At 53.2% G+C, this 13,933-nt stretch carries 13 protein-coding genes; 2 read left to right on the forward strand and 11 right to left on the reverse strand.

The features are described 5' to 3' along the window. The first annotated feature begins 60 nt into the window (after positions 1-60). Positions 61-1,515 carry an AMP nucleosidase gene (locus tag OGW44_RS15195; protein WP_185654367.1) on the forward strand — a complete coding sequence of 485 codons (1,455 nt, stop codon included), beginning with the start codon at positions 61-63 and terminating at the stop codon, positions 1,513-1,515. A 15-nt stretch (positions 1,516-1,530) separates the two neighbouring features. After that, on the forward strand, positions 1,531-3,309 hold the full coding sequence (locus OGW44_RS15200) for an aminopeptidase P family protein (protein ID WP_137352064.1): 1,779 nt from the start codon (positions 1,531-1,533) through the stop codon (positions 3,307-3,309). Between the two features lie 55 nt (positions 3,310-3,364). Here OGW44_RS15200 and ptsG read toward each other — a convergent pair whose 3' ends face one another. The 11 genes from ptsG to fabH form a co-directional block, all read right to left on the reverse strand. Beyond that, positions 3,365-4,798 carry a PTS glucose transporter subunit IIBC gene (ptsG, locus tag OGW44_RS15205; protein WP_016152655.1) on the reverse strand — a complete coding sequence of 478 codons (1,434 nt, stop codon included), beginning with the start codon at positions 4,796-4,798 and terminating at the stop codon, positions 3,365-3,367. Positions 4,799-5,091: 293 nt separating this feature from the next. Then, positions 5,092-5,889: a metal-dependent hydrolase gene (locus tag OGW44_RS15210; protein ID WP_016156196.1), complete on the reverse strand. Its 798-nt coding sequence runs from the start codon at positions 5,887-5,889 to the stop codon at positions 5,092-5,094. A gap of 10 nt (positions 5,890-5,899) precedes the next feature. Then, on the reverse strand, positions 5,900-6,904 hold the full coding sequence (holB, locus tag OGW44_RS15215; protein ID WP_016152653.1) for a DNA polymerase III subunit delta': 1,005 nt from the start codon (positions 6,902-6,904) through the stop codon (positions 5,900-5,902). After that, a complete protein-coding gene (gene tmk / locus OGW44_RS15220) occupies positions 6,901-7,542 on the reverse strand; it encodes a dTMP kinase (protein ID WP_016156195.1) in 642 nt (213 codons plus the stop codon). Before tmk ends, holB begins: the two co-directional genes overlap by 4 nt. Continuing rightward, positions 7,532-8,554: a cell division protein YceG gene (gene yceG / locus OGW44_RS15225; RefSeq protein ID WP_019076480.1), complete on the reverse strand. Its 1,023-nt coding sequence runs from the start codon at positions 8,552-8,554 to the stop codon at positions 7,532-7,534. Before yceG ends, tmk begins: the two co-directional genes overlap by 11 nt. Before the next feature lie 2 nt (positions 8,555-8,556). After that, on the reverse strand, positions 8,557-9,366 hold the full coding sequence (pabC, locus tag OGW44_RS15230) for an aminodeoxychorismate lyase (protein WP_016156193.1): 810 nt from the start codon (positions 9,364-9,366) through the stop codon (positions 8,557-8,559). 135 nt (positions 9,367-9,501) lie between these two features. Further along, entirely contained in the window at positions 9,502-10,743 is a 1,242-nt protein-coding gene (gene fabF / locus OGW44_RS15235; RefSeq protein WP_003036260.1) for a beta-ketoacyl-ACP synthase II, read from the reverse strand. A gap of 85 nt (positions 10,744-10,828) precedes the next feature. After that, on the reverse strand, positions 10,829-11,065 hold the full coding sequence (gene acpP / locus OGW44_RS15240; RefSeq protein ID WP_000103754.1) for an acyl carrier protein: 237 nt from the start codon (positions 11,063-11,065) through the stop codon (positions 10,829-10,831). Positions 11,066-11,220: 155 nt separating this feature from the next. After that, positions 11,221-11,955, reverse strand: coding sequence for a 3-oxoacyl-ACP reductase FabG (gene fabG / locus OGW44_RS15245; RefSeq protein WP_016152641.1), 735 nt, complete (start codon positions 11,953-11,955; stop codon positions 11,221-11,223). Between the two features lie 12 nt (positions 11,956-11,967). Continuing rightward, positions 11,968-12,897 (reverse strand): ACP S-malonyltransferase, encoded by a 930-nt coding sequence (gene fabD / locus OGW44_RS15250; RefSeq protein ID WP_016152640.1) that lies wholly within the window; start codon positions 12,895-12,897, stop codon positions 11,968-11,970. Positions 12,898-12,912: 15 nt separating this feature from the next. Next, the gene (gene fabH / locus OGW44_RS15255) at positions 12,913-13,866 is read right to left on the reverse strand and encodes a beta-ketoacyl-ACP synthase III (protein WP_016152639.1); all 954 of its coding nucleotides are present in this window, start codon (positions 13,864-13,866) and stop codon (positions 12,913-12,915) included. Between the last annotated feature and the right edge of the window lie 67 nt (positions 13,867-13,933).

A 13,933-nucleotide genomic window follows, 5' to 3' on the forward strand; every position in this document is an offset into this window, starting at 1 on the left:
TTCATATTCCTGTGACATACTATCGGGAGAGCAGTACATCTGTGGAACAAGGAGACAGACATGAACAATAAGGGCTCCAGCCTGACCCCAACTCAGGCACTGGATAAACTGGACACGCTGTACGAGCAGTCGGTTAAAGCACTGCGTAGCGCCATTGGTAAGTACATTGAAACAGGGACGCTCCCTGACATAATCGCCCGCCATAATGGTCTTTTTGTTTACCCATCGCTTTGTGTCACCTGGGATGGCAGCGCCACCAATCCCCCGAAAACCCGTGCCTATGGCCGTTTTACCCATGCGGGCAGCTATACCACTACGATCACCCGTCCGTCGCTTTTTCGTCCCTATCTTGAAGAACAACTCACGCTGCTGTATCAGGATTATGATGCGCATATCTCCGTCGAACCGTCGCAGCATGAAATCCCTTATCCCTATGTGATCGACGGTTCTGAACTGACGCTCGACCGCTCGATGAGCGCCGGATTAACGCGCCATTTCCCCACTACCGAGTTGTCACAAATTGGCGATGAAACAGCCGATGGTACCTATCATCCGGCGGAATTCTCCCCGCTGTCGCACTTCGACGCCCGACGAGTAGATTTTTCGCTCGCACGACTGCGTCACTACACGGGAACGCCGGTTGAACATTTCCAGCCATTTGTGCTGTTCACCAACTACACCCGCTATGTCGATGAGTTCGTGCGCTGGGGCTGCAGCCAGATCCTCGATCCGAACAGCCCTTATATCGCGCTGTCATGCGCGGGCGGGATCTGGATCACCGCTGAAACGGAAGCTCCGGAAGAGGCCATCTCCGATCTCGCCTGGAAGAAACATCAGATGCCCGCCTGGCATCTAATCACCGCCGACGGTCAGGGGATCACGCTGGTCAATATCGGCGTTGGCCCGTCTAACGCTAAAACCATTTGTGATCATTTGGCCGTCCTACGCCCTGACGTCTGGCTGATGATTGGACACTGTGGCGGCCTGCGCGAAAGTCAGGCGATTGGCGACTATGTTCTGGCCCACGCTTATCTGCGTGACGACCATGTGCTGGATGCCGTGCTACCACCGGATATTCCCATTCCGAGCATTGCGGAAGTACAACGCGCACTGTATGACGCCACCAAAGAAGTCAGCGGCATGCCCGGCGAAGAGGTTAAACAGCGCCTGCGTACCGGTACCGTCGTCACCACCGACGATCGCAACTGGGAGTTACGCTATTCCGCTTCTGCGCTGCGTTTTAACCTCAGTCGCGCGGTGGCTATTGATATGGAAAGCGCCACCATCGCCGCCCAGGGTTACCGCTTCCGCGTCCCTTACGGCACACTGTTGTGCGTTTCCGATAAACCGCTGCACGGCGAGATCAAACTGCCTGGTCAGGCCAACCGTTTTTATGAAGGTGCCATTTCCGAGCACCTGCAAATAGGTATTCGGGCAATCGATCGTCTGCGTGCTGAAGGCGATCGACTGCACTCCCGTAAATTACGTACGTTCAACGAACCGCCGTTCCGTTAAGGCCTGAAGGTAACTATGCACAACTCAACTCCTCTTTCCGCTCTGCGCAACCTGCTGTTAGCGCAAGGGCTGGATGGCATGATTGTTCCGCGCGCCGACGCTCACCAAAGCGAAGATTGTACACCGCATGACAATAAGCTGGCCTGGCTGACCGGTTTTAGCGGCTCCGCTGGTCTCGCGTTGGTCCTGCGCGACCGCGCATTAATGTTTGTCGATGGACGCTATCAGGTCCAGGTGCGCAATGAAGTCTCGCTGGATGATTTTGAAATTCACCATTTACATGACGAACCGCTGGCCGATTATTTGCAGTCTCACGTTGCTGTCGGCGCGCGTATCGGCTTTGAACCGTTGCTGATGGTCAACAGCCAGTTTGAAGCACTGTCGGCGACCCATTGCGAGCTGGTGTCTCTTGAGCAAGATCCTTTCGACCAGGTATGGCTTGATCGCCCGGCAGCACCCTGCGGCATCATTCATGAAATGCCCATTGAAATCAGCGGGGAAAGCAGCACACAAAAACGTGCCCGCGTCGTGGATCTGCTCACGCAACAACAGGCCGACGTTCTGGCGATCACGCTGCCGGATAACATTGCCTGGCTGCTGAATGTGCGCGGTTCCGATCTGCCAATGGTGCCAGTGCCGTTTTCGTTCGCCCTGCTCCATCGCAGCGGCGAGCTGGAATGGTTTGTGGATAGCAACAAAACCCAGCAGCTCCCTGCTGCACTGCTGAATACGCTCACGCTGGCCCCACAAGAGAGTTTTCTTGCCCGCTGCCAGCAGTTGGCCAAAGGGAAACGCTTTTTGGTCGATAAAGACTACGCCCCGGTCGCGCTGCGTTTTGCCATTGTAGAACACGGTGGCGAAGTCTTATGGGCACCCGATCCCATCACCTTGATGAAAGCGCACAAGAATGACGTTGAACTGGCGGGTTATCGGGAATGCCATGAACAAGATGGCGCGGCCTGGGTTAACTTTCTGGCATGGCTTACGCATGAAGTTCCCTTGCGCGAAGCGGCAGGCAATCCGGTCACTGAGCTGGAAGCGCAGGCCAGGCAACTGGAATTTCGCCAGCAGCAGCCGGGATTTATCGAGCAAAGCTTCAACACGATTTCGGCCTCAGCCAGCAATGCCGCAATGTGCCATTACCATTCCAGCGAAAAAACCAATACGCCCATTACCTCTCAGGCCATGTATCTGAATGATTCCGGCGGCCAGTACCATAATGGTACGACGGATACAACGCGCACCCTCGCGTTTGGTCCACAGGATCCGCAGCGTCGTCTGCATTACACCGCTGTGTTGAAAGGCTTTTTGTCGCTTATCTCGCTGCAATTTCCCAGCGGCACTCAGGGTCATCAACTGGATGCCTTTAGCCGTCGGGCGCTGTGGGATCTGGGTCTGGATTTTGATCACGGTACGGGACACGGCGTAGGCCATCAGCTCCTGATCCATGAGCAGCCCCATCGCATTGCCAAAAAAGTAAACCCCTGGCCTCTGGTTGCGGGCAATATCATTACCATCGAGCCGGGTTATTATCTGGCCGGAGAATATGGGATCCGTATTGAGAATCAGGTGGAGATTATCAACAGTCGTCCTGGCTTCTGTCGCTTCTCAACGCTGACGCTGGTGCCGATTGATTTAAGTCTGGTTGAACTGCATCTGCTAAGTGAGGCTGAAAAGCAGTGGATTGATGATTACCACCAGCAGGTCAGAGAGACGTTATCCCCACGCGTGAACGCAGAGGCTCGTCCGTGGTTGTTCGCCGCCACTGCGCCGATTCGCGTTCAGGCCAATTAATGCATTAAAAAAGGCAGCCCGCAGGCTGCCTTAATTCTCCCCAACTTTTTACTGCTTAGCTGTGACGGATGTACTCATCCATTTCAGTTTTCAGGTTATCGGACTTAGTACCGAAGATAGCCTGAACACCGGAACCCGCCACTACAACGCCCGCCGCACCCAGTTTCTTCAGGCCAGCCTGATCCACTTTGGCAACGTCAGCGACGCTGACACGCAGACGAGTGATGCACGCATCGAGGTTAGTGATGTTTTCTTTACCGCCGAATGCCGCAACCAGGGCCGGAGCCATTTCGCCGGACGCACCCGCTTTGGTATCTTCGGTAGCATCTTCACGACCCGGAGTTTTCAGGTCCAGCGCTTTGATCAGCACACGGAAGATGGTGTAGTAAACAATCGCATAACCGATACCAACAATCGGGAACAGCCACAGTTTGCTGCTGTTACCGGACAGAACGATAAAGTCGATCAGACCGTGGGAGAACGACGTACCGTCACGCATACCCAGCAGGATACAGATCGGGAATGCCAGACCAGCCAGAATTGCGTGGATGATGTACAGGATCGGTGCCACGAACATGAACGAGAACTCGATCGGTTCGGTAATACCGGTCAGGAACGAGGTCAGCGCCGCGGAGATCATGATACCGCCCACTTTCGCGCGGTTTTCTGGTTTAGCAGAGTGCCAGATAGCGATAGCGGCAGCCGGCAGACCGTACATTTTGAACAGGAAGCCACCAGACAGTTTGCCCGCAGTCGGGTCACCCGCCATATAGCGAGGGATATCGCCGTGGAATACCTGGCCCGCAGCATTGGTGTATTCACCGATCTGCATCTGGAATGGAACGTTCCAGATATGGTGCAGACCAAACGGCACCAGGCAGCGTTCAATGAAGCCATAGATACCGAACGCTACGACCGGGTTCTGGTATGCAGCCCACTGGGAAAACGTCTGAATAGCAGTCCCGATCGGCGGCCAAATGAAGGACAGAACCACACCGGTGAAGATAGCGGCCAGACCAGAAATGATAGGAACGAAGCGCTTACCCGCAAAGAAGCCAAGATACTCAGGCAATTTGATACGGTAGAAACGGTTGAACATATACGCTGCAATCGCACCGGAGATAATCCCCCCGAGAACACCCGTATCAGCAAGGTGTTTAGCTGCGATCTCTTCAGCAGGTAAATGCAGAACCAGCGGCGCAACAACAGCCATGGTCTTAACCATAATGCCGTAGGCAACAACGGATGCCAGTGCAGATACGCCGTCGTTATTGGTGAAGCCTAACGCGACACCGATGGCAAAAATCAGCGGCATGTTTGCAAAAACAGAACCGCCTGCTTCTGCCATTACGTGCGATACAACGGCTGGCAGCCAGCTGAAGTTAGCGGAACCGACACCCAGCAGGATACCTGCAATCGGGAGTACGGATACCGGCAGCATCAGCGATTTACCGACCTTTTGCAGGTTAGCAAATGCATTCTTAAACATAATTGAGAGTGCTCCTGAGTATTTGTGCTTTTCTACGTTCTCACGCATTAGCGAGGGGGGAGAACCTCGCCGTGTACAGGGCATCTAAGTACCCTTTATTTATTACACAGAGTAAAATAATTCAGTTTGTTTTTGTTTGACGGCTATCACAATTCAGTCGTGGATGGCCGTAAAATCCGCACATTCCGATAAAATGCGTTTCTGAATGTGTCAAACCGGTTATTCACCGCCCATTTTGAGGCGGTGAACTTTACTCGCTTTGCTTATTAATTACGAGCTTTAAAAAAAGTCAGTTAACGAACGGATTGCAGGCGAGAAGCATCGATGTGAAACAGGCGGGCAAAGTTATCAGTGGTTGCCTGCGCCAGTTCTTCAACGGCAACACCTTTCACTACGGCCATATACTCCGCAACGTCACGGGTCATGGCAGGCTGGTTCTCTTTTCCACGATGCGGTACAGGCGCAAGGTAGGGAGAATCCGTCTCAACCAGCAACCTATCCAGAGGAACATAGCGGGCGGCATCACGGAGCTGATCTGCGTTACGGAACGTGACGATGCCGGAAAACGAGATATAAAATCCGAGGTCCAGCAATTTGCCCGCCGTTTCTCTGTCTTCTGTAAAACAGTGTAGTACGCCACCACAATCCGTCACTTTTTCTTCGCGCAGAATAGACAGCGTATCGGCCCGCGCATCGCGGGTATGTACGATAACTGGCTTTTGTAACTCACGGCCAATCTGAATATGATGGATAAAAGATTCCTGCTGGCGCACCTTTGTTTCCGGCGTATAGAAATAGTCCAGCCCGGTTTCCCCCATCGCCACAACGCCCTCTTCGGCGGCAAAACGGCGCAGGTCTTCAACATCATAGGCTTCATCCTGATTTAACGGATGCACGCCGCAGGAGAACACCACATTGTCACGTTCACCGACCAGTTCGCGCATACTGCGGTATCCTGGCAGAGTGGTCGCGACGGCAAGACAGAATTTCACATCGCGTGCGGCTGCTTTCGCCAGCACGTCATCCACGTCCTTATGCAGAGATTGATAATCCAGGCCATCAAGATGGCAGTGTGAGTCGACTAAAAACATAATGTCTCTCTCAAAGATGGGGAACAGGCAGTACGGTGCCTGGTTGCAGGTAATGCTCAATACGCAGGATAAGATCGGTTAACACCAGTTCACGGTTTACGCCTGTTACGTTCAGCAACTGCTGACGGCAATGACAAACGTCACCGAGTATCGCCTGTATCCGGGCGACGGATAACCGTTCTGCGATAGAAGATATCAGGTCCAGCGCATCAGGATTGGTTAAATGGGAAACCCCATACGGACGCTTCAAGGCATCCGTCAACAACGTTGCCAGCCAGTGTAAACGGGCGGCGGCCTGATCGTGGTTTAACGCCGCGAGCAGGATATACCAGTCACCTGCGTTTAATGTGTTTGCCAGTGCCGCACAAAAATCTGTGCGATGCGCCCAGCTTTCAGCCTGTAACAACGAGAGTGCCGCACCAGGCGAACCCGCGCTCAGGCGTAATGCGCTCAACAGAGCTTCTGGAGATGCGGTCACTTCGCGGGCGAGCCAGGAGATTGCGTACGACTCAGCCGGCGGCGCAAGATGGTGTAACCGGCAGCGGCTGCGCAATGTCGCCAGCAATCGCGCAGGCTCTGTGCTGGCGAGGAAAAACCAGGTTTGTGCAGGCGGTTCTTCCAGCGTTTTTAGCAGAGCATTGGCAGCAGCATCAGTTAACTGGGCAGCATCAGGGATCCACACCACTTTCGCACCGCCAAGGCGTGAATGCTCGTACAGCTTTTCACTCACTTCACGTACCGCATCAACCCCCAGCGTGCTTTTGCCTTTTTCCGGCAGCAGCGAATAGTAATCAGGATGCGTCCCCGCCTGCATCAATTGACAGCCCCGGCAGTGTCCGCAGCTTTTATGCCCTTCCGGCTGCTGGCACATTAAATAGCGACTGAGCGCGTAAATCAGCGCGTCGTCACCCATTCCGGGTAATGCCTGAATCAGTAACGCATGGTGACCACGACCCGCCTGGTAGCTGGCTACCAGTTTTTCAAAATCTGGCCGTAACCATGGGTACCATTTCATGCGCCCTGCTCCTGCACCCACTGGGTGATGGTATTGCGGATATCAGCCATCACAGCTTCCAGCGGCTGCGTAGCGTCGATGGTACGAATGCTGGCATCTTTGGCAGCCAGTTCAAGATAGCGCGCGCGGGTGCGATTAAAGAAATCGAAAGATTCCTGCTCAATACGATCCAGCTCGCCGCGCGCACGGGCACGCTTCAATCCGACTTCTGGAGTCACGTCCAGATAGAGCGTCAGGTCCGGGCGAAAATCACCGAGCACAGCATCGCGCAGGGTTGCCAGCATGTTTTGATCGATGCCGCGTCCGCCCCCCTGATACGCCTGGGTCGACAAATCGTGACGGTCGCCAATTACCCATGCGCCTTTTGCCAGCGCAGGTTTAATAACGGTTTCGACCAGCTGTACGCGCGCGGCGTAAAACATCAGAACTTCAGCTTTGTCAGTGATGACCTCGTCACCCACCGACTTAATGTCCAGCACCAGACTTCTTAGTTTCTCCGCGAGCTGAGTTCCCCCCGGTTCGCGGGTAAAAACCATGTCACGAATACCGAGTTGCTCAAGTGTCTCTACCACCACGTTACGCGCAGTGGTTTTTCCGGCGCCTTCCAGGCCCTCGATGACGATATAGTTACTGCCCATTTTTTTCCTTAAGCACTTTCAGGTAATCCTGCACGGACCGGTTGTGGCTGGCAAGATTGGTGTTAAACGTGTGACCGCCTTTACCGTCAGCCACGAAATAGAGGTACGGCGTTTTTGCCGGATGCGCCGCGGCCTGCAATGAGGCCTCTCCCGGCATGGCAATCGGGCCAGGCGGCAACCCCGTAATGGTATAGGTGTTATAGGCGGTCGGGGTATCTAAATCCACACGCGACAACTTGCCATTATACCGTGACCCCATCCCGTAAATCACCGTCGGATCGGTCTGTAAACGCATGCCAATCCGTAAGCGGTTAATAAAGACGGAAGCCACCTGGTCACGCTCGCTGGCAACCGCAGTCTCTTTTTCGATAATAGAGGCCATAGTTACCAGCTGATTTTTGTCCTGATAAGGCAGGCCTTCAGCGCGCCCTTCCCAGACGGAGTCTACCGCTTTAACCATTTTCTGATGCGCGCGTTTTAGCAACGCCACGTCGGTTGTATTGGCGGTATACATCCAGGTATCTGGCCAGAACCAGCCTTCTACCCATTGCGGGTTCTCCAGCTTCAGCGCCTGTGCAACGGTCTCGTAATTATCATCGCTCAGCGTATGTTTGATGTACGGGGCGTCGCGCAGCTGCTTGAGGTAGTCGCTCAGACGCATCCCTTCAACCAGACGTAACGGGAACTGCGCCTCTTTACCGCTTTCCAGCAGTTGCAACATATCCCGGACTGTCATGTCGGGCGTAAAACGGTAGGTTCCGGCTTTAAAATGCGACAGTTCGGGCTCCACACGCAGCAGCCACTGGAACACACGCGGACGATTGATAACGTTGTCCGCATACAACTGTTCACCGAGAGCCAGACGGCCCGTACCTGCTTTCAGCGTAAAAATCGTCTCTTCTTTAATCAATAACTTACTGTCCGCCAGATGGCGAACTTTCCACATTCCCACTCCCGCAGCTATGCCCAGCACAACCAGCAATAACAGGACAACAAGTAACAGTTTTTTCATGACTAATTCGGGTGCTCACAAAGTGGGGCTAAAAAATCGAACAACATACGTGCAGACAGCAGCGTGTCGCCACAGGTGCGTACGGGAATAACAGGCATTAACGCATTACAGACGACGATTTCATCGGCCTGCATAACCTCTTCCAACCCGGCATACACTTCGACAATGCTGAACGACGATTGTGCCAGCATCCGGATACAGAATTGTCGCATAATGCCGTTCACTCCGGCCTGATCCAGCCGGGGAGTGTAAACCACATCCCCCTTACGCCAGAACAAATTAGCCGCACAGCATTCCGTAACCCATCCCTCACTGTCAAGAACCAGTGCTTCATCAGCTGCCGTCTGCTCAAGATGAGAGCGAATCAACACCTGTTCCAGTCTATTCAGGTGCTTAAGTCCGGCAAGCAACGGATTACGCCCCAGACGCACTGGACTTAACGCCAGCGTTATCCCCTCCAGTCGCCAACGATCGTAATGATCGGGCCAGGCTGAAACAGAGAGAATACGTGTGGCACTGCGACAGTTTGCGCCGCTGTAACCACGGCCACCGCTACCACGGCTGATAATCACTTTTAACACGCCCCGCGCATGCCCTTGCGCAAGCATTTTCATTTCACTTTGCAGCTCTGACCAATCTTCGAAAGAGATCAGCAATTTTTGGCAGGCGTCTTGTAAACGCGCAAGATGCGCTGCAAAGAGGCAAATTTCGCCGTCAATAATACGCGCAGTGGTAAAACAGCCATCACCGAATTGGGTCGCTCGATCGCTTGCGGCCAGCATATTCTGCTCGCAGCCATTAATTAAGAACATGGTGGCTCCTTATTTCTGGTCCGCTAGTTTGGCAGGATGAACAACACAGGACAAGGGTGGAAAACCGAATAAAAAAAGGCCCGACAAGCGGACCTTTTTAAATTGCTATCGATGCTAACGCACCACCTGGCAGACTTAAATCTTTTTAAAGATCAACGAACCGTTAGTCCCGCCAAAGCCGAAGGAGTTACACAGTGCGTACTCCAGACCACTAACCTGACGCGCTTCGTGAGGTACGAAGTCCAGGTCACAACCTTCATCCGGGTTATCCAGGTTGATGGTTGGCGGAATAGCCTGATCGCGCAGCGCCAGGATAGAGAAAATAGACTCTACCGCGCCCGCCGCACCCAACAGGTGTCCGGTCATGGATTTAGTGGAGCTTACCATCACACGGCTTGCCGCATCGCCAAAGACAGATTTCACTGCCTGGGTTTCGGCTTTATCGCCAGCAGGAGTAGACGTGCCATGCGCGTTGACATAGCCGATCTGACCCGCTTCGATAGCCGCATCGCGTAGTGCGTTGACCATTGCCAGCGCAGCGCCCGCACCGTTTTCCGGTGGTGACGTCATGTGGTAAGCATCGCTGCTCATGCCAAAACCAACGACTTCAGCATAGATTTTTGCACCACGCGCTTTCGCATGCTCGTACTCTTCCAGTACCACCATGCCTGCGCCGTCGCCCAGCACAAAGCCATCACGCTCTTTATCCCACGGACGGCTTGCCGCTTGCGGGTTATCATTACGTGTAGACAGCGCACGTGCCGCGCCAAAACCCCCCACACCCAGCGGGGTACTGGCTTTTTCTGCACCACCCGCAACCATCGCGTCTGCATCGCCGTATGCAATGATACGTGCTGCATGACCAATGTTATGCACACCTGAAGTACAGGCGGTCGCAATGGAGATGCTTGGCCCTTGCAGGCCGTACATGATGGTCAGGTGACCTGCCACCATGTTAACAATCGTTGACGGAACGAAGAACGGGCTGATCTTACGTGGACCGCCATTCACCAAAGAGGTGTGGTTTTCTTCGATCAATCCGAGACCGCCAATACCAGAGCCGATAGCGGCGCCAATACGGTGAGCGTTCTCTTCCGTAATTTCGAGACCAGAATCCTGCATGGCCTGAACGCCAGCGACAATTCCATATTGAATGAAAGCATCCATCTTGCGCTGTTCTTTGCGCGAGATAATGTCTTCACAGTTAAAATCCTTTACTAAGCCAGCAAATTTCGTTGCATAGGCGCTAGTATCGAAATGGTCGATCAGGCTGATGCCACTCTGACCGGCAAGGAGAGCTTTCCAGGTAGACTCTACGGTATTGCCGACAGGAGACAACATGCCCAGTCCGGTCACAACTACACGACGCTTAGACACGGTTGTCCTCCAGGGAGGGAAAATAATTCAAGTGGGATAAAAAGATAAAACTCAGGCGGTCGAATGACCGCCTGGAGATGTTCACTTACGCCTGGTGGCCGTTGATGTAATCAATGGCAGCCTGAACGGTAGTGATTTTCTCAGCTTCTTCGTCCGGAATCTCAGTATCAAACTCTTCTTCCAGAGCCATTACCAGCTCAACGGTGTCAAGAGAATCTGCGCCCAGGTCTTCAACGAAGGAAGCATTGTTGGTTACTTCTTCCTGCTTAACGCCCAGCTGTTCGCCGATAATTTTCTTAACGCGTTCTTCGATAGTGCTCATACTCTTAAATTTCCTATCAAAACTCGCTTTCGCGATGGTTTTCGTAGTGTATAAAATGTTGAAAAATTTGCAACTAAATCCCGGCAGGTCTTACCACGATTTTACGTTATTTTGAGGGCATTCACCCTAATAACGCAAATTTTTTTATCTCGTGGTTAAACCATGTACATCCCGCCGTTGACGTGCAAAGTCTCACCTGTGATGTAACTTGCTTCGTCAGAAGCTAAAAATGCAACCGCACTGGCGATTTCCTGAGCGCCGCCAAGGCGACCCGCAGGAACCTGCGCCAGAATACCCGCACGCTGATCATCAGACAGCGCACGCGTCATGTCCGTTTCAATAAAGCCCGGAGCAACAACGTTTACAGTAATGCCACGAGACGCAACTTCGCGCGCCAGTGATTTACTGAAGCCGATCAGACCCGCTTTCGCCGCAGCGTAGTTAGCCTGACCCGCATTTCCCATGGTACCAACCACAGAACCGATAGTGATAATACGCCCATGACGCTTTTTCATCATAGCTCGCATTACCGCTTTTGACAGACGGAAAACAGATGACAGGTTGGTTTCGATGATATCGTTCCACTCGTCATCTTTCATGCGCATTAACAGGTTATCACGAGTAATCCCGGCATTATTGACCAGGATATCGACTTCACCAAATTCTGCACGAATATTTCCCAGAACAGATTCGATAGATGCCGGATCGGTCACATTCAACATCAGACCTTTACCATTTGCACCTAAGTAATCGCTAATGGCCTGCGCACCGCTTTCGCTGGTTGCAGTACCGATAACTTTCGCGCCACGGGCAACGAGTGTTTCAGCAATTGCGCGGCCAATGCCACGGCTTGCACCGGTAACCAGCGCGACTTTTCCTTCAAAACTCATGGTCTTCCTCTTTTATTGCTCTAGCGCCGCAGATAATGCCGCCGGCTCATTCAGTGCCGAAGCAGTCAGGGTGTCAACAATACGTTTCGTCAAACCGGTCAGAACTTTGCCCGGACCAACTTCATACAGGTGCTCTACGCCCTGGGACGCCATGAATTCAACGGTTTTAGTCCATTGAACCGGGCTGTACAGCTGGCGAACCAGCGCATCGCGAATAGCGTCTGCATCTGTTTCGCACTTCACGTCGACGTTGTTCACAACCGGAACAGTCGGCGCGTTAAAAGTGATTTTTTGCAGTTCAACAGCCAGTTTCTCAGCAGCAGGCTTCATCAGCGCGCAGTGAGAAGGAACGCTGACCGGCAGTGGCAGAGCACGCTTAGCGCCAGCCGCTTTACAGGCTGCGCCGGCACGTTCTACGGCTTCTTTGTGCCCGGCAATAACCACCTGACCTGGTGAGTTAAAGTTTACCGGTGAAACCACCTGGCCTTCGGCAGACTCTTCACACGCTTTAGCGATAGCAGCGTCGTCCAGACCGATAATAGCAGACATGCCGCCAGTGCCTTCCGGTACCGCTTCCTGCATGAATTTGCCACGCAGTTCAACCAGACGTACGGCATCGGCAAAACCGATAACACCCGCACACACCAGCGCAGAGTATTCGCCCAGGCTGTGACCAGCCATCAGCGCAGGTGTTTTACCACCCTGCTGCTGCCATACGCGATAAAGCGCAACAGAGGCAGTCAACAATGCTGGCTGCGTCTGCCAGGTTTTATTCAGCTCTTCGGCCGGTCCCTGCTGAGTCAACGCCCACAGATCATAGCCCAGCGCAGCTGATGCTTCAGCAAAAGTTTCTTCAACAATTGGGTAGTTTGCTGCCATTTCAGACAACATCCCAACGGTCTGGGAACCCTGCCCAGGGAACACAAATGCAAATTGCGTCATGTTTAAATCCTTATACTAGAAACGAATCAGCGCAGAGCCCCAGGTGAATCCACCCCCAAAGGCTTCAAGCAATATCAACTGCCCAGCTTTAATACGCCCGTCGCGGACGGCTTCGTCCAGCGCGCACGGTACGGAGGCCGCGGAGGTATTGCCATGTCTGTCGAGCGTCACGACAACATTATCCATCGACATACCCAGCTTTTTCGCGGTTGCGCTAATAATGCGGAGGTTTGCCTGATGCGGTACCAGCCAGTCCAGTGCAGAACGATCGAGATTATTTGCCTCCAGCGTTTCATCAACGATGTGTGCAAGCTCGGTCACCGCGACTTTAAATACTTCGTTACCCGCCATCGTCAGGTGGATCGGGTTTTCCGGGTTCACGCGATCGGCATTAGGCAGTGTCAACAGTTCGCCATAGCGACCATCAGCGTGCAGATGCGTAGAAAGAATGCCGGGCTCTTCTGATGCGCTCAGTACAACGGCACCTGCGCCATCACCGAAAATAATGATCGTCCCGCGATCGGTTGGATCACAGGTACGAGCGAGGACATCTGAGCCAACCACCAGAGCATGCTTCACTGCGCCAGACTTAACGTACTGGTCGGCAACGCTCAGGGCGTAGGTGAAACCGGCACAAGCGGCTGCAACGTCAAACGCCGGACAGCCTTTGATCCCCAGCATACTTTGGATCTGGCATGCCGCACTTGGAAATGCGTGTGTGGATGATGTGGTGGCAACCACAATCAGACCAATTTGTTCTTTGTCGATGCCCGCCATTTCAATTGCACGGTTTGCGGCGGCAAAGCCCATCGTCGCAACTGTTTCATTTGGCGCTGCAATATGGCGTTCACGGATACCTGTGCGAGTGACGATCCACTCATCAGATGTCTCAACCATTTTTTCCAAATCGGCGTTAGTACGCACTTGTTCAGGCAGATAGCTGCCAGTACCAATAATCTTCGTATACATGTACGCTCAGTCACTTTTTGGTTATATACCGCCACGAGCAAATCGCTGATACGCTGGCAGCATTCAC

It is taken from the genome of Citrobacter sp. Cb023 (assembly GCF_030336805.1).
GTDB classification, from domain to species: Bacteria; Pseudomonadota; Gammaproteobacteria; order Enterobacterales; family Enterobacteriaceae; genus Citrobacter; species Citrobacter braakii.